Genomic DNA, 19,752 nt, shown 5'->3' on the forward strand with positions numbered 1-19,752 from the left:
CTCCGCTCGTCCGGCCGCCGGGCCGGACGAGCGGAGTGACAGGGGTGCGGCACCCGCGTGCCGCACCCCGCCCCGACCTCGTCGGCCGCCGTCCCACCGACAGCATCGCGCACCCACGGCAGGAGTTCACCCTCATGCGAAGGCCGCGCATCACCCGCAGAGCGCCCCGCGCCCGCGCCCCCCTCCCCGGACGGCAGGACGACACCGGTCCCGGGCCCCGCATCGTGGCGCTGATCCCCGCCCACAACGAGGCGGAGCGCATCGCCGCGTCCATCGCGGCGCTCTTCCGCCAGGAAGAGCCGCCGCACCGCGTCGTCGTCGTGGCCGACAACTGCACCGACGAAACGGAGGCGATCGCCCGGGCCAACGGTGCCACCGTCGTCGCCTCGCGGGACAACCGGCACAAGAAGGCCGGCGCCCTCAACCAGGCCCTGGACGGACTCCTGGACGGGCCCACGGCCGACGACTACGTCCTCGTCCAGGACGCCGACACGACGCTCCGGCCCTCCTTCCTCTCCAGCGCCATCGCGGCCATGGACCGCACGGTCGGGGCCGTCGGCGGCATCTTCTACGGGGAGCGGGGCGGCGGCCTCCTCGGCGCCCTCCAGCGCATCGAATTCCACCGGTACGCCCGGGAGATAGCCCGCCGCGGCTACCGCGCCGACGTCCTTACCGGCACCGCCACCCTCTTCCGCGTCCGCACCCTGCGCGAGGTCAAGGACGCCCGGCTCGCCGGCCGCATCGGCGGCGGCACCTCCTACTACTCCCTCGCCTCGCTCACCGAGGACGACGAGATCACCAAGGCCGTACGGACGCTGGGCTACCGCACCGTCTCCCCGCCGGGCTGCGCGGTCGTCACCGAGGTCATGACCAGCCTGCCCAAGCTCTGGCACCAGCGCCTGCGCTGGCAGCGCGGCGCCCTGGAGAACCTGCGCGACTACGGCTGGACGAAGGTCACCGCCCCGTACATCGTCCGCCAGGGCTTCATGGGCCTGTCCGTCCTCTTCCTCGCGCTCTACCTTGTCTTCACGGGATGGATGCTGGCGCGCGGGCGCCCGGAGTTCACGCCCTTCTGGACGGCCGTCGGCGCCGTCTTCGTGGCCGAGAAGGTCGTCACCGCGCGTGGCGCCGGCTGGAAAGCCCAGGCCCTGGCGAGCACCCTCGCCGTCGAGCTCGCCTAAGACATGTTCCAGCACGCCGTCTACCTGCGCTCGCTGTGGGACATGGCCCGCCGCCGCGAGGAACGCTGGTGCGCCACATGACGTACGGACTCCTGCCGCCGCTCGGCGCGCTCGGCGTCGGCGGAGCCTCGGCCCTCTCGGCCCGGAGACCGGACTCCGGATTCCAGGCCCTGGCCACCGTGGTCGCCGCGACCACCCTGATCATGGCGGGCGCCTCGCTCGGCAAACTCCTGCCGCCCCGGCGCCGCTTCACGGGCGGTGCCGTCGCCTGGCACACGCCTCGGCGCTCCGCCACCCACGACCTGATCCGGCGGGACGGTACCGCCTGGATCGCGGTGCCCTGAACGGACAACCACTGCCCAGAGAAGGAGAAGCACGGAATGACCGAGGAGAACAGCGGCGAGATACTGCCGTCGGAGGGCGCCGAGTCGGAGGGCGAAGGGGTCACCCCGGAAAGCAAGTTCATCTTCAGGCCGAGGCCGTGGGTCCCCCTCCCGATCCCCTACCCGCGAAGCCGGCTCCCACGACGAAGCGTCCGCCGGTCACCACGACGAAGCCGCCGGTCACCACAACACCCCCTCCGCCGCCCCTCAATGCCGACATCAAGGATCGAGGGCCCGGCTTCAACAACAGCGGCACGGCAGGCGACCAGGTGATCGTGTCCGTCCTGGTGACGAACACCGACCCGACCCGCCCGATCAACACGGAGACCGTGGTGTTCACCGCCCCGTCGGGAACGCGGCTCACCAACGGCTACGCGTGCATCTCATGGAGGTCGAACGGTGGGGATGTATACGAAGAATACCCGGGGACACTCACCTCGAACGACACCGTCTCGACCTGCTCGGGTGTCTCCGTGAACCTCGCCCCCAACGAGTCACTCGTCCTCTATACCCAAATCGTCATCGAGTCGGGTGCCTCGCTTGGCTCCTACAGCGTCCGCGTCGGTCTCGGATCGCCCGAGTTCGCCACGGGTAACGCGCCCTTCACCATCGTCTGAACCCCGAGACCCGTCGGTGTGCCGGCCGTACGATCCGGCCGGCACACCGGCGTTCCACCCCGGCGGCCGTTTCCCGCCGGAAACCACAGGAGACGGTCAGTTGAGCACCACGGAACGCCACGACTCCGAACCCGTCATGGTCGCCTATCGCCTGCCGGACACATCGGACATGCCCATCGTCCCGGCGCCCGCCCGGCGGGACTGGCTCGACCAGGAGGCCCTCCGCCACACCTACCGGTGCCTTCCCCTGCGCGTCGCCAACCAGAACGGTTGGTGGATCCTCAACGACAGGACGTTCACCGTGCGTTGGAGCGGCGGGGACGGGACGGAGGATCTGGAGGTCCGCTACGCGGACGAACAGCCCGACGGTTTGGCCACGAGCCACTTCGGCCGCGGGATCCTCACCTTCCATCCCCCCCATCTCATCCGCACGCCGCCCGGCTGGAACCTCCTCGTCCGCGGGCCCGCCAACCTGCCGAAGGACGGGGCGCATCCCCTGGAGGGCCTAGTGGAGGCCGACTGGGCCGTGGCCACGTTCACCATGAACTGGAAGATCACCCGGCCCGGCACCGACATCACCTTCGCGGCGGGCGAACCCGTTCTCCAGCTCGTACCCCAGCGCCGCGGAGACCTCGAAAGCCTCAGCCCCCGGATCGCCCCGCTCTCGCACATGCCCGACGCCGACGACTACCGGGCCTGGCGCCAGAGCCGACTCGACTTCGTCCACACCTTCGTCCACGCCTTCATGACGGGCGACCCCTCCGTCGGGGACGACTGGCAGCGTCACTACATGCGGGGCACCCACCCGGCCGGGACCCGGGCCTTCCCCGATCATCAACGCACGCTGCGGCTGCGCCACTTCACGCAGGAGGGGGAGGACGCCTCATGAGCCGGATCACCGTCGGCATGGCGACCTACGACGACTACGACGGCGTGTACTTCACGCTCCAGGCCCTCCGCCTGGGCCACGCCACCGAGTTGTCCGACGCCGAGTTCGTCGTCGTGGACAACAACCCGTCCGGACCCGCCGCCCCGGCACTGCGTGCCCTCGCCGACCACATACCGGGCTGCCGCTATCTGCCCTTCGACCGGTACGCGAGCACCGCCGTCCGGGACCTCGTCTTCCGGGTGTCGCGGTCCCCCGTGACCCTGTGCCTGGACTCCCACGTCCTGCTCGCACCCGGATCCGTGCACGCGGTACTCGACCACTTCGAGCAGCGCCCGCACAGCCGCGACCTGCTCCAGGGACCGATGATCGCGGATGTGCTCGACGACGACCGCGAGCCGCCGTCCACCCATCTGCACCCCGAGTGGGGCGACGCCATGTTCGGCACATGGCGGACCGACCCGCGCGGCACCGAACCAGGGGGGAAGCCGTTCGAGGTCGGCATGCAGGGCCTCGGCCTGTTCGCCTGCCGGACCGACGCCTGGCCCGGGCTCAACCCGCGCTTCCGCGCCCATGGAGGGGAGGAGGGCTACCTCCACGAGAAGGTCAGACGCGGCGGCGGGCGGGTGCTCTGCCATCCGGGCGTCCGCTGGCTCCACCGCTTCACCCGGCCACAGGGCCCTTCCTTCCCCGTCGGCCTGCTGGAGCGCGTACGCAACTACCTCATCGGCCACCGTGAACTGGGCCTGGACTCCGGCGGCCTGACGGAACACCTCCACGACCTGGTCGGCGAGGAACAGGCGCTCGACGTGCTCGACCGTGCCCGACGCCAACTCGACAGCCCACTCGCCCACTTCGACGCCGTCGTCTGCCTGCTCGCCGACGGCTCCCCGCGGACCTGGGAACGCGCGACGGGGGCCCTCGCCGAACTCGACGCCGACTGGCTCGCGGAGTGGCTGACGCCCGCGCCGGACGCCGAGGAGCAGGGCGGCCGGGAAGCGGCACTCCGGCAGATCGCGGCGGATGCCGCCGGCCGGGGGCTCGACCGCGTCCTGATCCTGGACGCCGCCTCCCTCCGCGCCCCCGGGGCCGCGGAACGGCTCCGGCAGGCCGTGGGCGACCTGCGGACCGTCACCTGGAGCGTGCGCCCGCTGACGGCCGCCGGTTCCGACTGCCCGGGCCTTGCCCTGCGCGGGCCGATGCTGGACCCGGTCGCCCGCGGCGAACGCCCGGCGCTGGCGGCGGCAGCGCCCTGGCTCGACGGCGCCGGTGGCCCGCAGTGATTCCATGACGCCGCCCGGCTGGCTAACCTCGCGCTTTCGCGAGTGGGCCTGTCCGAGCCTTGATCAAATAAGTGGAGAGTGCTGCTGACCTGCAACGATGGGACTTGTCGAGGGTCCTGTCACGGCAAGGAAAGAAGCACTCTCCAGGTGAAGAAGAGTAGCGGGTCGTACCCGCGTGTCCGTGTCAAGGGCGGCGGCCGTGGAGTTGTTGCCCAGGCCGGGTCCGTGCTGCTGGTCGAGACGGTCCGCAAGTCGGGCCTGGACACCGCGGTATCCGCGGCGGCTGGCGCCGTGGCGCAAGCGGCGGGCCGTGCACGATCCGGGCAAGATCCTGCTGGATGTGGCCCTGGCCGTCGCACTCGGCGGCGACTGTCCGGCCGACGTCGGCACGCTGCGGGCCGAGCCGGCCGTGTTCGGCCCGGTGGCCTCCGATCCGACCGTCTCCCGTCTCGTCGACGCGCTCGCCGCGTCCGGACCGAGAGCTCTTGCGGCGATCCGGGGCGCACGTTCCGAAGTGCGCCAGCAGGTCTGGAAGTTGGCCGGGGCAAGCAGTCCGGCCGCAGACGGCCAGGTGATCGTGGACATCGACGGGGTGCTGGTGCCCGCGCACTCCGCGAAGCAGGACGCCACCCCGACCTGGAAGAAGACCTTCGGTCATCACCCGCTCGTCGCGTTCGTCGATCACGGCCCAGCCGGGTCCGGGGAACCGGTGGCGGCCCTGCTGCGGCCCGGCAACGCGGGCTCCAACACCGCCGCCGACCACATCGAATCCGCCCAACTCGCCCTGGCCCAGCTGCCCAGAGCCTTGCGGCGGGGACGGCAGACGCTGATCCGCACCGACTCCGGCGGCGGCACCCACGCCTTCCTGGACTGGCTCTCCCGGCCCGGCCGGTGGCTGTCGTATTCCGTCGGAATGACCATCACCGACGCCGTCCACCAGGCCGTGCTGAAGATCCCGGAGAAGGCATGGACGCCGGCCTACGACGCCGGCGGCACCGAACGGCCCGGAGCCTGGGTCGCAGAGATCACCGACATGCCCGACCTGAGCACCTGGCCCACGGGCATGCGGCTGATCGTCCGCAAGGAACACCCGCACCCCGGCGCCCAGTTGCGCTTCACCGACCTCGACGGCAACCGGCTCACCTGCTTCGCGACCAACACGAAAGGCGGCCAGCTCGCCGACCTCGAACTGCGTCACCGCAGACGGGCCCGCTGCGAGGACCGCATCCGAAACGCCCGCGCCACCGGCCTGCGTAACCTGCCCCTGCACGACACGGCACAGAACCAGATCTGGCTGGAGATCGTCTCCCTCGCACTCGACCTCCTCGCCTGGATGCCGATGCTCGCACTGACCGGCGACACCCGCCGCCGGGAACCCAAGAAGCTCCGGCTGCGGCTGTTCTCCGCCGCCGCACAGATCGTCACCACCGGCCGCCGCCGCTGGCTCCGCCTGCCCGACCGATGGCCCTGGACCGCCGTCATCAGCCACGCGATCGACCGGCTCCACGCCCTGCCGAACCCCGGCTGACCAGCCACATCGACCGTCCCGACACCCCGCACCACCACACCGGTGAAGTGGAACCCGGCGCCCATCCGACGCGAGAGCCGGACCCTCGCCCTGCCCCAGCCCCGAAAAGACCGCACCACACAAACGCAGAGTCCCCGTCAGCAAACCGACGAGGACTCATGAACGATCGAGGCTAGTCTTTCGCGGTCGTGTGGAACGGGCAGCCTTTCAGCTGCTTCAGGATGTCCTGCGCCAGAAGGTCTTCTTCGCCCGCAAGCGCCGTCGCGACATCCGGCGCCGTGGGGAACACCATTTCCGCCGCTACATTGTCCTGAATGATGCGGGCGAGGTTGTCGAGTGCTGTGGCGACCGGGTCGGAGGGGAACTGCGCGATCATCTGGTTGATGAGATGGCTCTCCGCCCGTTTCTGGTCCATGCACGGCTTGATAATGATCGCGTTCTGGTTGAGAGCGGCCGTCGTCCATAACTCGAATACGAGGACGTACAGTTCGGACCACCGCGCGTCGCCCAGCTGGGCCCTCCACCGCTTCAACAGCGCGTGAACGCCCTCGATCTGGGCCTTCGAAGCCCAGTACATGGTCGTCCGGATATGGTCGTACACCGCGCTCGAGAAGTCCTGGAAACCCTGCATGTCGAAGGAGCGGGATGCGACCGCGTCCGTGATGTAGTCCAGGCCACCGTCCAGGATGCTCCGACTGGAATCCTCCAGAGGCGCCGGCAGGTTGGCACCGGCCAGGTTCTGGCGCGCGGTCCTCAGCGTCACCGCGAACTGCTGCAGCGGACCGGACCATGCCGTTGAGGACGGTCCGATGTGGGCGACCTGTGCCAAGTCGTGGGAATCGATTCGGTCTGCGTTTCCCACCGGTGGAACCTTCGGATCGAGGTAGGGCGCGACCACCGCGTAAATCCCCAGCGGCGTATGCGCGATTGACTTCGCCAGCTCGAACAACGGGCCCACCGGATGTAACCGTTCGATGGTCTTGCCCTGGTCGACCAGGAAGTATTCTCCGCCCTTCGCATCGTTGTTGACGACGATCGCAGGGCCCAGATGCCGTGCCACCGACGCGCGCAGCAGGTCGTAGTGGTGCTGCATATCGGTATCGACCTGAATCACCGCTGCCCTGGCGTCCTGCTCCGAGACAGGAGCCGAAGTGGCGCCGGCGGAAGCCCGCGCTGCGGAGCCGCCTACGAAAGCGGCGGTACCGAGTGCAGCGCTGGTGCCGAGAAACGTTCTGCGCGTAGTCACGTGCCGTCTTCCCCCCCCTGGCCACAGTACGAAGACATCCGGCCGACCACCGGGGTCGCCTGATCAGCCACCAGTATGACGAATACCTGACCGCCGGCGGGAGGGCTTCGACTCGCCGCAGCGGTGATGGCCTTGAACGGGGTTGCTCTTCCCGTCGCAAGTCAGGTGGCGCTTACTTACTGCCCGTCTTCCCGCGTTCGACCGGTGACGGGCCGGTACCGCCTCCCCTTTTTGCGCGGAAGCGGTAGGCGTCCGCGCACGCACGTGACCAGTCGAGTTCGTCGGCGGCGTGCAGTCTCTTGGAGAAGTTCGGAGATCCTCATCAGCGCCCCGCCGCGTCCACGGGTCGGTGGGTGGGGCGGCGTCAGGGCAGTCTCTCGATCACTGTTCGTCCACGTGGAGAGGTCTGCGTGGCTACCGACGGCGTCACCCCGGCAAGAAGTACTACCTCGTCCACGACAACCGCGGGGTGGGCTCCGAGCCCGTTTCAGGTCGCTACGGGATCCGGCTCTCCCCGCGCCGCGCGGGCGGGTAGGGCGTTACCTCTTCAGGAGTTGTGCCGCGTCGGCGTCGGGCAGGCTGTCAGGACTGGTGGTGGTCTCCGGCGAGCCGGAGCATCCCGCCCCGCAGAGCCCAACTCCTCGCGTCCGGTGACTGATTCGCACCCTGGTGCCGTCGATCATCGGCTGCCAGGCTCTGCGCTATCGGGCCGCCGGACGTTGCAGAGGCAATGTCACTCCCAGCGGGTCGGACCGCTGGGCCGGACGGCGCGCCCGGTCCGTGCCGGGCCCGGCCCCGGCCGACCGAAGAGGAGAAGAGACACTTGACTGGCTTAGCCGACCGCAGGCCTCAGCCCGCAACCGCCGTCACCAGGGATGTGAACGCCGCGGTCCACGTCCCGCCGCCGGATCAGGATGCCGAGGCGGCGCTCGCCGCGCAGGGGCTGATCGCGGCGCTGCCCGCCGACTTCACCGTCGAACGGGACGGCGGCCACCTCCCCGCGTGGAGCCTGGGCCCGTATCAGTTCCTCACCGGCGAGGCGCCCGACACGGTCAACCCCAGCCTGTGGCGGAACGCGCTGCTGAACATGAACACCGGGCTGTTCGAGGTCGTCCCGGATGCCGTCTACCAGGTGCGGGGGATGGACCTGTCCAACATCTCCTTCCTGGAGGACCCCACCGGCGCCTCCCAGGAGATCGTGGTGGTGGACCCCCTGATCAGCGAGGAGTGCGCGGCCGCGGCACTCGGGCTCTACCGCGGGCACCGCGGCCGGGACCGGAAGATCCGCGCGGTGATCTTCACCCACTCCCACCTCGACCACTACGGCGGTGTGCTGGGTCTCTTCCCCGACCGGGAACTGCCGGAGGGGGTGGACATCATCGCCCCGGAGGGGTTCCTGGAGCACGCGGTGAGCGAGAACGTCTACGCCGGCAACGCCATGCAGCGCCGGGCGCTGTTCATGTACGGCGCGCTGCTGGAACGGTCCGCCCAGGGGCAGGTGGACGCCGGACTGGGCAAGTACAACTCCACCGGCCTGGCCGGCCTGCTGCCCCCGACATACACCGTCACCTCCGATGTCGCCAGGCCCGGGCATGTCGTGTCCTTCGGTCCGGTGAACCTGGAGTTCCAGCTCACCCCGGGCACGGAGGCCCCGGCGGAGCTGAACTTCTACCTGCCCGACGTGCGCACGCTGTGCATGGCCGAGAACGCCACCCCCACCCTGCACAACCTCTACAGCCTGCGCGGGGCCCAGGTCCGTGACGCCAAGGCGTGGTCGGAGTACCTCCGCCAGTCGGTGACGTGGTACGGCCACCGTTCGGACGTGCTGTTCGCCAGCCACTTCTGGCCCCGCTGGAACACGGACGAGACACCCGACGCGATCGTCTCCTTCCTGACCAGCCAGGCCGACCTGTACCGCTTCCTGCACGATCAGTCCCTGCGGCTGGCCAACCACGGCCGGACCATGACCGAGATCGCCGAGGACCTCGACGGCGCACTGCCGGAGAGCCTGGCGGGGCAGTGGTTCAACCGCGGCTACTACGGCACCGTCAACCACGACATCAAGGCCGTCTACCAGCGCTACCTCGGCTGGTACGACGGCAACGCCGCCCACCTGCACACCCTGCCCCCGGAGCAGGCCGGACCCCGCTACGTCGAGGCCATGGGCGGCGCCGCCAAGGTCGTGGACGCGGCCCGGCAGACGTACGAGAACGCCAAAAGCGCCGACGACTACCGGTGGGCCGCCGAACTGCTCAGCCACGCCGTCTTCGCCGATCCGGCCGACGACGACGCCCGCGCGCTGGAGGCCGACATCCTCGAACAGCTCGGCTACCAGGCCGAGTCCGGCCCCTGGCGCAACTTCTACCTCGCCGCCGCCCACGAACTGCGCACCCGCCCCGCCGACGGCAGGCCGCCCGAGACCCCGTCCCCGCAGATCATCACCCCGCCCGTCCTGGCCGCCATGCCGCTGGAGATGCTCGTCGACTACCTCGGCATCCGCCTCAACGGTCCCGAAGCCGCCAACCACCCCCTGACTCTCGGCCTCGTCATCACCGGTGGACTGCCCGACGACCCCACCCAATGCACCCTCCAGCTCCGCAACGGCGTCCTCGTCCACACCCCCCACCGCGCTCGCGCGGGAACCACCGACGCCACGTACACCCTCACCCGCAGCGGGCTGAACAGCCTGGCCGTCGGTGCCGCCACTCCCGACCAGCTCAGGGACAGCGGCGACTTGATCATCACCACCGGAACCATCGACCCCCTCAACACCCTCAACGGGCTGCTGGAAACCTTCAGTTATTGGTTCGGTCTCACCACCCCCTGAGCTGACCACAAGCTGGTGCCGTGACCGCGCGGTCGGCGGCCGTACGCCACGCACTCCTCGTACGACGGCAGGATTCCCGCCTCCTCGGCCTCCCGCAGGGTCGGCGCGGCGGCGTCCTTCGGCGACAGCGCGGGGGTGATGCCGTCCGGCCACGCGATGGCCAGCGACGGGTCGAAGGGGTGCAGGCCGTGTTCGCGCTCGGGGGCGTAGGGCTCGGAGCACAGGTACACCACCGTCGCGTCGTCGGTGAGGGCGACGAAGGCGTGGCCGAGGCCCTCGGCGAGGTAGAGGGAACGGCGGTTGGTCTCGTCGAGTTCGACCGCCTCCCAACTCCCGTACGTCGGGCTGCCCGTGCGGACGTCGACCACGACGTCGAGGATCGCTCCGCGCGGGCACGTCACGTACTTCGCCTGGCCCGGTGGCACGTCGGCGAAGTGCACTCCGCGCACGACCCCTCGGCGGGAGACCGAGACGTTCATCTGCGCGAGGTCCATCGGACGGCCGAGCCGGCGGGTGAACTCGTCGGCTCTGTACGCCTCGTGGAAGGTGCCGCGGGCGTCGGGGTGGACGGTCGGGGTGTGGAGCCAGGCTCCCTCGATGGGCAGTGGTTTCACGCGGTCCTCCCGGGAAGGCCGAGGGCTGGCCAGGCGGCGTGCAGGGCCTCGCGCCAGTGCCGGAGGGGTGGCAGTCCTACGGCGGCCCAGCGGGCGTGGGCGAGCGTGGAGTTGGCCGGGCGGGGGGTCGGTCTGGGTATGTCGACGGTGGTGACGGGGCGTACGCGGTCCGGGTCGGCGCCGAGGAGGGTGAAGACCTCGCGGGCGAGGCCGTACCACGTCGTCCCGCCCGCGCAGGTGGCGTGCAGCACGCCCGGGAAGGGTGGGAGGGAGGCGATGCGCGCCGCCACGTCGGCGGTCCAGGTGGGCTGGCCGTACTGGTCGGCGACGACGTCGACCGGGCCGTCGCCGGACGCCAACCCCGCCATGGTGGCGACGAAGTTCGGGCCGTGGGCGCCGTAGAGCCAGGCCGTGCGCAGCACGGTGCCGGTCTCGGGGAGTGTTTCCAACACCGCCTGTTCACCGGCGAGTTTGGTGCGGCCGTAGGCCGTGCGGGGGTGGGTGGGGGCGTTCTCGGCGTACGGGGCGTCGGCGTCGCCCGCGAAGACGTAGTCGGTCGAGATGTGGACGAGCCGGGCGCCGGTGGCGGCGCAGGTCTCGGCGAGGTGCCGGGGGCCGTCGGCGTTGACGCGGTGCGCGGCCGGCTCGTCGTGCTCGGCGGCGTCGACGGCCGTGTACGCGGCGCAGTTGACGACCGTGCGCGGACGAAGGGAAGCGAAGGCGGAGCGGACGGCGGACGGGCGGGTGATGTCGAGGGCGTCGCGGCCGAGCGGTACGACGTCGTGGCCGGCGGCCCGCAGCGCGGCGGTGACGTCGCGGCCGAGCATGCCGCGCGCCCCGGTGATCAGGTAGGTCATCGGGTCAGCGGCTCCCACCGTGCGCGGTTCTCGCGGTACCAGGCGACTGTGGCGGCGAGCCCGGTGGCGAAGCCGGTGCGCGGCCGGTAGCCGAGCTCGTCGCGGGCGCGGGTCCAGTCGAGGGAGTAGCGGCGGTCGTGGCCCTTGCGGTCGGGGACGTGGCGCACCCGCTCCCAGCCCGCGCCGCAGGCGTCCAGGAGCAGTCCGGTCAGCTCCTTGTTGGTGAGCTCGGTGCCGCCGCCGAGGTGGTACACGCGGCCGGAACGGCCCCGGGTGCGGGCGAGTTCGACGCCCCGGCAGTGGTCGTCCACGTGGAGCCAGTCGCGCACGCAGGAGCCGTCGCCGTACAGCGGCACGTCGTGCCCGTCGAGGAGGCGGGTGGCGAAGAGCGGGACGATCTTCTCGGGGAACTGGCGCGGCCCGTAGTTGTTCGAGCAGCGGGTGACGCGCACGTCGAGGCCGTGGGTGTGGTGGCAGGCCAGGGCGAGGAGGTCGGCGGACGCCTTGGAGGCGGCGTAGGGGGAGTTGGGGGCCAGGGGCTGGTCCTCGGTCCACGAGCCGTGGTCGATGGAGCCGTACACCTCGTCGGTGGAGACGTGGACGAACGTGCGGACGCCGTGGCGCACGGCCGCGTCGAGGAGCGTCTGGGTGCCCAGCGTGTTGGTCCGTGTGAAGCCGGTGCCGCCGTCGATGGAACGGTCGACGTGGGACTCGGCGGCGAAGTGCACGATCTCGTCGTGTGCGGCGGCCAGTTGGCCGACGAGGCCGGGGTCGCAGATGTCGCCGCGCACGAACGTGAGGCGCGGATCGGCGCGTACGGGGCCGAGGTTGGTGAGGGAGCCTGCGTAGGTGAGCTTGTCGAGGACCGTGACGGCGAGGTCGCCGGGGCCCTCGGGGCCGAGCAGCATGCGGACGTAGGCGGAGCCGATGAAGCCGGCGCCGCCGGTGACCAGGAGGCGTGGAGCGATGGTGGTCATGCGTGGATCTGGACCTTGCTGTGGTCGCCGAGTACCAGGCGGTGCGCGGCGGGGACCTGGGGGGCGGGGGTGACGCTGGCCTCGCGGCCGATGAGGGACGCCTCGACGCGGCGCACGCCGTCGATGAGGGCGCCGCGCAGCACGATCGAGAACTCGATCTCGCTGTCGCGGAGTTCGCAGTCCTCGGCGATGGAGGTGTACGGGCCGACGTAGGAGCCGGTGATCGTCGTTCCGGAGCCGATGACGGCGGGGCCGACGATCCGCGAGGCGGTCACGCGCGCGCCGGCCTCGACGACGACGCGGCCGATCAGTTCGGAGGCGGCGTCGACGGTGCCGTCCACGCGGGTGGCGAGGGTGTCGAGGACGGAGCGGTTGACCTCCAGCATGTCGGCGACGTTGCCGGTGTCCTTCCAGTAGCCGGTGACGCGGGTGGAGCGGACCCGGTGGCCGGTGTCGAGAAGCCACTGCAGGGCGTCGGTGATCTCCAGCTCGCCGCGGGCCGAGGGCGTGATGGCGCGTACGGCTTCGTGGACGGCGGGGGTGAAGAGGTAGACGCCGACGAGGGCGAGGTCGCTGCGGGGCGCGGCGGGCTTCTCCTCCAGGCCCACGACCCGTCCCTCGGCGTCGAGTTCGGCGACGCCGAAGGCGCTCGGGTCGCTCACCTCGGTGAGCAGGATCTGCGCGTCGGGGCGTTCGGCGCGGAACTCCTCGACGAGCGCGGTGATGCCCCCGACGACGAAGTTGTCGCCGAGGTACATCACGAAGTCGTCGTCCCCGAGGAATTGACGTGCCGTCAGGACGGCGTGGGCGAGCCCCAGGGGTTGTTCCTGCGGGATGTAGGTGACGCGGATACCGAAGCGGGAGCCGTCGCCGAGCGCGGCGCGGATGTCGCGTGCCGTGTCGCCGACGACGACGCCCACCTCGGTGATGCCCGCGTCGCGGATCGCCTCGATCCCGTAGAAGAGGACGGGCTTGTTGGCGACGGGCAGCAGCTGTTTGGCGGCGGTGTGGGTGATGGGGCGCAGCCGGCTGCCGGTGCCGCCGGCGAGTACGAGGGCCTTCATGGGCGGACGCTCCTGCGGGACGAGAGGTGGTGCAGCACCCGCACGCGGAACGCGAGCGGGCGGGCGGCGGCGACGGCGAGGTGGGCCGCGGGCGCGACGGGGCCGGTGGGGGTGCTCAGCAGCCACAGGCCGTCGTGGCAGCGGCGCCAGCCCGGCCGCCAGGCGGGCGGGGGCGGGACGCTGTCGGGGCGGCGGCCGGCCGTGCCCCGGGCCTTGAGCAGGGCCTCCACCTCGGCCCAGGTGCGCAGGTCCGGCGCCGGGACCTCCTCGTCCGGTCCGGCCCCGGCGGCCAGGACGCGCCCGAGCCAGCGCAGCGCCGCCGGGCGGCGGCACTCGCGCTGGAGGTCGACGCCGATGTGGACGCCCTCGGCGAGCAGGGCGGCCCCGGCCGGGCCGGTGTGCGAGACGGTGGCCCGCCAGGAGGTGCCCGGCCAGTGCCAGCCGCGTTCGTCCCGGGCCGCGCGCAGGCCGCGCAGCCCTGGGACGTACCCGGCCGCCGCCTCGACCAGCGCGCGGCCCGCCGGGCTGCGGGCGCGCCCGAAGGCGTCGGCCGGCATCCCGGGCGCCCGGGCCAGCAGGAGCACGCTCACCGCAGGAACCGGAACCTGGGCACGGCCAGGGCCAGGAAGGCGACGGCCAGGCCGCAGAGGATCCCGGTCGCGGGCAGCACGTCCGTGACCCCCGCGCCGCGCACCAGGACGTCCTGGTAGGCCGTCAATGCCTGCCCCTGCGGGGTGAATTGCGCCACCGACTTCATGAAGTCCGGCATGAACACCAGCGGCACCATGCAGCCGCCGAGCGCCGCCAGCACCAGGACCGCGATCGTGCCGAGCCCGCTGACCTGCGAGTCGGTACGGGCCCAGGCGGCCAGCAGGACGCCCAGCGAGCAGGCGCACAACGCCAGGGCGAGCGTGACCGGGATCAGGGCCAGCGGGTGGTCGCCGAGCGACATGCCGAAGGCGAGGTTGCCGAACGCGGTGAGCAGGACCACCTGGACGATGGTGATCAGGGCGTACGGCAGGATCTTGCCCAGCAGCAGCCGCGAGCGCGGCAGCGGCGTCGACAGCAGGCGGCGGAAGGTGCCCTCGCGGCGCTCCGTCATGATCGAGCCGGCCATCGTGGTGACGATGAAGAAGACGTACATCACGGTGTAGCCGGGGACGTTCTGCTGGAAGACCGTCGGGTATTTGGTCTGCTTGGTGCCGGCGGGGAAGCGCGTGTCGGCGGCGGTGTCGGCCTGCTGCTTGCGCAACGCCTCGATCTCGCCGCTCAACTTCCGTTTCGCGGCGGGGTCCTTGGCGGTGGCCAGCTGCGCGGAGAGCGCGGTGACGGCGTGCTGTTTCGTCGCGACGAGGTCCGCGGTCGCCTTGAGGGCGGCCTCCAGGGGCTGGACGACCTGGCCGGAGGCGGCCGGGTCGACCACGAAGCCCACCCGGGGCGTGCGCCCGGCGGCCGTGTCGCGCGACCAGCCGGCGGGGACGACCAGGGCGAGCGTGCTCCTGCCGGTCCGGACGAGGCGGTCGGCGTCCGTCTCGCTGAGGGCCTTCCCCCCGCTGCTGGTGACCAGTTCGAGGTCCTTGCTCCCGCCGAGGGCCGCGACCAGGGCGCGGCCGGCCTCCTTCCCGTCGTGGTCGACGACGGCCACCTTGACCTTGGCGGTCTCGCCGAGGCCGGCGAAGGCCTGCCCGAGTGCCAGGCTCATCACGCTGATGAACAGCAGGGGGGAGAGGAACAGCGTGAGGATCGCCGCCCGGTCGCGCAGGACGACGGCGAGCTCTTTGCGGATCACGGTGAACATTCAGGAACCGTCCCTGATCGCGCGGCCGGTGAGCTGGAGGAAGAGGGATTCGAGGTCGGGCCGGTCCAGCCGCAGACCGGTCAGCGGGAGGTGGTGCCGGCGGGCCAGGTCCGTGACCGCGCCGAGCGCGCCCGCCAGGTCGCGGGCCGTGATGACGAGGGCCTCGCCGCCGGGGACGTCCTCGGTCTCCACCCGCCCGTGGGCGGCCAGTCGGTCCCGTACGGCCTCGGGGGCGCCGCCGGGCAGCTCCCAGCGCAGGAGTCCGTCGCCGAGGGGCGCGACGAGTGCGGCGCGGGTGCCCTCGGCGAGCATGCGGCCGCGGTCGATGATGACGATGCGGTCGCAGAGCTGCTCGACCTCGGGCATGTAGTGGCTCGTGTAGACCACGGACATGCCCAGTTCGCGGCGGAGCCGCAGCACGGTCTCGAAGATCAGGCCGCGGCTCTGGGCGTCGACGCCGACCGTCGGCTCGTCCAGGAAGACGAGCCGGGGCCGGTGCAGGAGGCCGGCGGCGATGTTGAGACGGCGCTGCATGCCCCCGGAGTAGGAGGAGACGGTGTCGGCCGCGCGGTCGGTCAGCCCGACCACTTCCAGCGCCCAGTCGACGCGTTCGGAGCGGACCGCGCCGCGCAGGCCCTGCACCCCGGCGAAGAACCGCAGGTTCTGACGGGCCGTCAGGCTCGGGTAGAGGGCGATCTCCTGGGGGACCACGCCGATGCGGGACTTGGCCGTACGGGCCGTCCGGCCGCCGAGGGCGAGCCCGTCGATGGTGACGGTGCCCCGGTCCGGCGGCAGGATGCCGGTGAGCATGGCGATGGCCGTGGACTTGCCCGCCCCGTTGGGGCCGAGGAACCCGAGGATCTCGCCCGCGCCGACCCGCAGCGACAGGTCGTCGACGACCGTGCGGGTGCCGAAGGTCTTCGTCAGGCCCTCGGCCGTGAGGACGTCGTCGTCCCGGTCGAGGGCCGCCGGCTGCGGTATCAGCCCTTGCACCGCGCTCATGCCGGCCACCGGGAGACCGCCATGGCCTGGTAACTGCCGCCGAACGCGAAGCTGGAGACCAGCGCGTGCCGCACTGGACCGCACTCCGCGCCGGCCGCCGGGACCAGACCCGGCAGCGCGCGCGGCGCGGCGTCCACGCCCCATGTGCCGGGCAGCCGGCCGGTGTCCATGGCCCGCAGGGCCGCGAGCAGGGCGAGCCCGGGCGCGGTACCGCCCGCGTCGCCCACGACCGACTTGGACGCCACCACCGGGCGGGAGTCCAGGCCCGCCGCGCGCAGCGCGGACAGCTCCGCGCGGTCGGCCACGACGTGGCCCATGGCGGCGGCCGAGACCAGGTCCACCTCGTCCGGCCCGATGCCGGCCGCGTCCAGCGCCGCGCGGAAGGCGTCCGCCCACGCCGTCCCGGACCGGTCGATCCCGGCGATCCCGCCGGAGTCGCCCGTCAGCCCGAAGCCGGTGATCTCGGCGAGCGGCCGAAGGCCCGAACGCTCCGCCTCCTCCTCGGAGGTGACGAGCACCGCCACGGCCCCGGCGCTCAGCACCGTGCCGCCGCCGTGGAAGGGCCGCACGCCCTCCCGGCTCAGGTAGCCGCGCCGCCCGAGGTAGCCGGCCAGCAGCACGTCGGGCGCCTCGTCCGCGCCCAGCACCAGCACCCGCTCCGCCGCGCCCCGGCGCACCAGCCGGTACGCGTAGTGCAAGGCGCTGGTCATGCTGGTGCCGCCGCTGGAGACGGTCGCGGTGACGCCCCGGAAGCGGTGCAGCACGGCGACGTGGCCGGCGGCCGCGTTCATCACGGTGTTGGGGAACAGCCGGGTGTCGGCCGCCGACGGGCCGTGCAGCACCACGTCGCGGTGGAACCGCTCCACCGTGCTGATCGGCCCGGTGCCGGTGGCGAACAGCAGCCCGGTGCGCTCGGCCTCCGCGCGTCCCGGCCGTCCGCACCGGTCGTGCAGCTGCTTGACCGCGGCGGCCGCCAGCCGGCCCAGCGGGTCCATGCGGCGCAGCACGGCCGGGTTGATGCCGCGCGTGATGGCCTTGAGGTCCGGCTGGCCCAGCGGGTGCGCGGGGAAGCCGTCCAGGGCCACCGGTTCGCCGCCGTAGAGCGGGGCGGCCGCGTCGAAGGCCGCCGCCAGTTCGGTGTCGTCCACCGCGCCGCCGGCCAGTCCGGCCGCGCCCGCGATGACGACCCGCCGGGCCGGTGCGTCCGGCTCGGGGAGGGTCCGGGGGCGGCCGGGGGCGCCGATGGCGACGGAGGCGTTGTTGCCGCCGAAACCGAAGGAGTTGGACAGCGTCAGCGCGGCAGGGCCCGGACGGCCCCGCTCCGGGACGATGTCCAGGTCCTGCGGCGCCGGGCCGTCCGTGAGCGTGGGCGGGAGCACGCCGCGCTGCACGGCGAGCGCGCAGCACACGGCCTCGATGGCGCCCGCCGCGCCCAGGGTGTGGCCGATCAGGGACTTCGTCGAGCTCACCGGCGGGGGAGTGCCGAACAGGCCGCGGATCGCCTTGGGTTCGACGACGTCGTTGGTGGGGGTCCCGGTGCCGTGGCCGTTGACGTAGTCCACCTCGGCGGGCTCGTGCCCCGCCTCGGCCAGGGCCACGGCCATGGCCCGGACGGCGCCCGCGCCGCCGGGGTCGGGGGCGGTCGGGTGGTACGCGTCGGCCGTCAGCCCGTATCCGAGCGCGGCGGCGACGAGTTCGGCGCCGCGCGCCCGGGCCCGGTCCTCGCGCTCCAGCAGCAGGAAGCCCGAGCCCTCGCCGAGCGTGAGGCCCTGCGAGCGGGTGTAGGGCGCGCACGGGTGCTCGTCCAGGGCGCCGAGGCAGTTGAAGCCGTTGAACGACACCAGGCTCAGCGGGTCCACGCCGCCGCACAGCACCGCGTCCGCGTCCCCGCCCCACAGCAGCTCCAGGGCGTAGCCGATGGCGACGCCGCCCGCCGCGCAGGCGTTGGAGACCACCGAGCGCGGCCCGTGCAGGCCGTGCGCCGCGGCCACGGCGTCGGCGCAGGCGTGCAGGGTGTAGGCGGACAGCGGCCGCGGGTCGGCGTCGGCCAGCCCGTCGGTCAGCCACGCGCGGTGGAACGTCTCGCCGGTGCGGGTGCCGCCCAGCGAGGTGCTCACCACCAGGCCCAGCCGCTCCGGCCGGTAGCCGGCGTCGGCCAAGCGGCCGCGGCGCACGGCCTCCCCGGCGGCGGCGAGGGCGAGTTCGACGGCCCGGTCGGGGCGCTCGCCCCCGCCGGGCGCGGGGAGGTCGGGGGCCTGGCCGGCGAACTCGGTGGACAGGCCGGTGAGATCGATCCGGTCGGCCCTGACGATGCCGCCGCGGCCGGCGACGAGGTTGTCCCAGGACTCCTCGACGCCGGCCCCGAGGGCCGAGACCATGCCGACCCCGGTGATCACCGCGGTCGGCCTCGCGTCACCGGTCCGGTGCTGTGGTTCCGTCCGGCCGGCCCGGGGGTTTCCCCCGGGGGAATGCAGTACGGCGTCCACGGTCACTCCCCGATGCGACGGGACCAGGACACCGGCACGACGGCCGGTGACGACACCGTCCGCACCGCCGCCGCACCGGCCGCGAGCTCCAGGCCCGGCACCGCGAACGGCTGGTCCAGCAGGCCCATCGCCAGCTGCCCGGCGCCCTCGGGAGCGGCCGTCGTGAACAGGACGGTGCCCACCTTCGCGTCGCCCGCGAAGACCTCGGCTCCCTCGGTGAGCGGCTGCTCCGACGCGAGCAGGACCGTGCCCCGGCGCGGCGAGGGCAGCGACACGAGCGCCTCGCCGCCGCGGAACGGCTCCTCGCGGCCCGCGGTCATCAGCCACTGCACCCCGGCCTCGCGGGCCGTCAGCCCCTCGCCCGGCACCCACGGGTGCCGGACCTCCAGCCGGGCCCGCTCCAGCGCGGCCGGTCCGACCGGCCCGCCGCCCAGTCCGGCCGCGGCCTCCTCGGCCCACGCGCGGACGCCCAGGCCCGCCGGGGCGAGCAGCACGTACCCGTACTCGCCCGTCGTGCCCGTGCGGGCGAGCAGCGCCTGCGCGTCGCCGGTGGGCGCCTGGACCTCGCACACCCCGCCCAGGACGAGGCTGGAGACCTCGAAGTCGGTCAGCCGGGCCGCCATCCGCCAGGCCAGCGGCCCCTCGAAGGCGACGGCCTCGTACGCGCCGGTGCGGTCGGTGACGGTGGCCTCGGCGAGGCCGGCGTCCGCCGCCTCCTTGCGCAGCACGTCGGCCAGCCGGGCGTCGCCCGCCAGCAGCCAGGTCGCCTCGTCGAGCTCGATGTGGCCGACGATGTCCTGCGGCAGGCCCTCCTCGGTGAGGACGAGGCTGTCCGAGACGGTCAGCGGCTCGACGTACTGCGTGTCGCGGGCCAGCACGCGGGACAGCAGCTCGGCCCGTTCGAGACCGGTGAGTTCGAGGAGGGCGTCGGTGCGCTCGTAGACGCCCACGGTCGTGCGCAGCATGCGGTAGTCGGTGTCAATGGTGTTGGTCATGGGGATCC

Annotated in this window: 16 protein-coding genes and 1 pseudogene; 7 read left to right on the top strand and 10 right to left on the bottom strand. The window is 72.5% G+C overall.

From position 1 onward, the window contains the following. The 6 genes and pseudogenes from I5Q34_RS23420 to I5Q34_RS23445 form a co-directional block, all read left to right on the top strand. Positions 1-1,181 (top strand): glycosyltransferase family 2 protein (locus tag I5Q34_RS23420; protein ID WP_234429435.1); only part of this gene is annotated, 1,181 nt, incomplete at its 5' end. A gap of 77 nt (positions 1,182-1,258) precedes the next feature. Continuing rightward, positions 1,259-1,525, top strand: coding sequence for a hypothetical protein (locus tag I5Q34_RS23425; protein ID WP_199894392.1), 267 nt, complete (start codon positions 1,259-1,261; stop codon positions 1,523-1,525). A 308-nt stretch (positions 1,526-1,833) separates the two neighbouring features. Then, positions 1,834-2,181 carry a hypothetical protein gene (locus I5Q34_RS23430; RefSeq protein ID WP_234429436.1) on the top strand — a complete coding sequence of 116 codons (348 nt, stop codon included), beginning with the start codon at positions 1,834-1,836 and terminating at the stop codon, positions 2,179-2,181. Between the two features lie 100 nt (positions 2,182-2,281). Beyond that, entirely contained in the window at positions 2,282-3,070 is a 789-nt protein-coding gene (locus I5Q34_RS23435) for a DUF6065 family protein (protein ID WP_199894365.1), read from the top strand. Beyond that, the gene (locus tag I5Q34_RS23440) at positions 3,067-4,350 is read left to right on the top strand and encodes a glycosyltransferase (protein ID WP_199894366.1); all 1,284 of its coding nucleotides are present in this window, start codon (positions 3,067-3,069) and stop codon (positions 4,348-4,350) included. The genes I5Q34_RS23435 and I5Q34_RS23440 overlap by 4 nt, the downstream gene beginning before the upstream one ends. A 147-nt stretch (positions 4,351-4,497) precedes the next feature. Continuing rightward, positions 4,498-5,878: pseudogene (locus I5Q34_RS23445) on the top strand (IS1380 family transposase). 172 nt (positions 5,879-6,050) lie between these two features. On the opposite strand, the gene I5Q34_RS23450 reads toward I5Q34_RS23445, so the two are convergent. Next, a complete protein-coding gene (locus I5Q34_RS23450) occupies positions 6,051-7,124 on the bottom strand; it encodes a hypothetical protein (RefSeq protein WP_199894367.1) in 1,074 nt (357 codons plus the stop codon). A gap of 823 nt (positions 7,125-7,947) precedes the next feature. Here I5Q34_RS23450 and I5Q34_RS23455 point away from each other — a divergent pair. Continuing rightward, on the top strand, positions 7,948-9,951 hold the full coding sequence (locus I5Q34_RS23455; protein WP_199894368.1) for an alkyl/aryl-sulfatase: 2,004 nt from the start codon (positions 7,948-7,950) through the stop codon (positions 9,949-9,951). Here the strand turns inward: I5Q34_RS23455 and rfbC are convergent. The 9 genes from rfbC to I5Q34_RS23500 all read right to left on the bottom strand — a co-directional run bounded on the left by rfbC (position 9,924) and on the right by I5Q34_RS23500 (position 19,744). Then, entirely contained in the window at positions 9,924-10,565 is a 642-nt protein-coding gene (gene rfbC / locus I5Q34_RS23460) for a dTDP-4-dehydrorhamnose 3,5-epimerase (protein ID WP_199894369.1), read from the bottom strand. The genes I5Q34_RS23455 and rfbC overlap by 28 nt on opposite strands. After that, a complete protein-coding gene (rfbD, locus tag I5Q34_RS23465; RefSeq protein ID WP_199894370.1) occupies positions 10,562-11,422 on the bottom strand; it encodes a dTDP-4-dehydrorhamnose reductase in 861 nt (286 codons plus the stop codon). Before rfbD ends, rfbC begins: the two co-directional genes overlap by 4 nt. Beyond that, a complete protein-coding gene (gene rfbB / locus I5Q34_RS23470; RefSeq protein WP_374193053.1) occupies positions 11,419-12,390 on the bottom strand; it encodes a dTDP-glucose 4,6-dehydratase in 972 nt (323 codons plus the stop codon). Before rfbB ends, rfbD begins: the two co-directional genes overlap by 4 nt. Before the next feature lie 5 nt (positions 12,391-12,395). Continuing rightward, positions 12,396-13,463 carry a glucose-1-phosphate thymidylyltransferase gene (locus I5Q34_RS23475; RefSeq protein WP_199894372.1) on the bottom strand — a complete coding sequence of 356 codons (1,068 nt, stop codon included), beginning with the start codon at positions 13,461-13,463 and terminating at the stop codon, positions 12,396-12,398. Beyond that, a complete protein-coding gene (locus I5Q34_RS23480; RefSeq protein ID WP_199894373.1) occupies positions 13,460-14,053 on the bottom strand; it encodes a hypothetical protein in 594 nt (197 codons plus the stop codon). Before I5Q34_RS23480 ends, I5Q34_RS23475 begins: the two co-directional genes overlap by 4 nt. Beyond that, entirely contained in the window at positions 14,050-15,261 is a 1,212-nt protein-coding gene (locus I5Q34_RS23485; RefSeq protein WP_199894374.1) for an ABC transporter permease, read from the bottom strand. The genes I5Q34_RS23480 and I5Q34_RS23485 overlap by 4 nt, the downstream gene beginning before the upstream one ends. Continuing rightward, positions 15,262-16,263, bottom strand: coding sequence for an ABC transporter ATP-binding protein (locus I5Q34_RS23490; protein WP_199894375.1), 1,002 nt, complete (start codon positions 16,261-16,263; stop codon positions 15,262-15,264). Further along, the gene (locus tag I5Q34_RS23495) at positions 16,260-18,659 is read right to left on the bottom strand and encodes a beta-ketoacyl-[acyl-carrier-protein] synthase family protein (protein ID WP_199894376.1); all 2,400 of its coding nucleotides are present in this window, start codon (positions 18,657-18,659) and stop codon (positions 16,260-16,262) included. The genes I5Q34_RS23490 and I5Q34_RS23495 overlap by 4 nt, the downstream gene beginning before the upstream one ends. Positions 18,660-18,751: 92 nt before the next feature. Further along, on the bottom strand, positions 18,752-19,744 hold the full coding sequence (locus I5Q34_RS23500; RefSeq protein WP_199894377.1) for an aminomethyltransferase family protein: 993 nt from the start codon (positions 19,742-19,744) through the stop codon (positions 18,752-18,754). Positions 19,745-19,752: the final 8 nt, after the last annotated feature.

This window comes from Streptomyces sp. AV19, assembly GCF_015999245.1.
Lineage (GTDB): Bacteria > Actinomycetota > Actinomycetes > Streptomycetales > Streptomycetaceae > Streptomyces.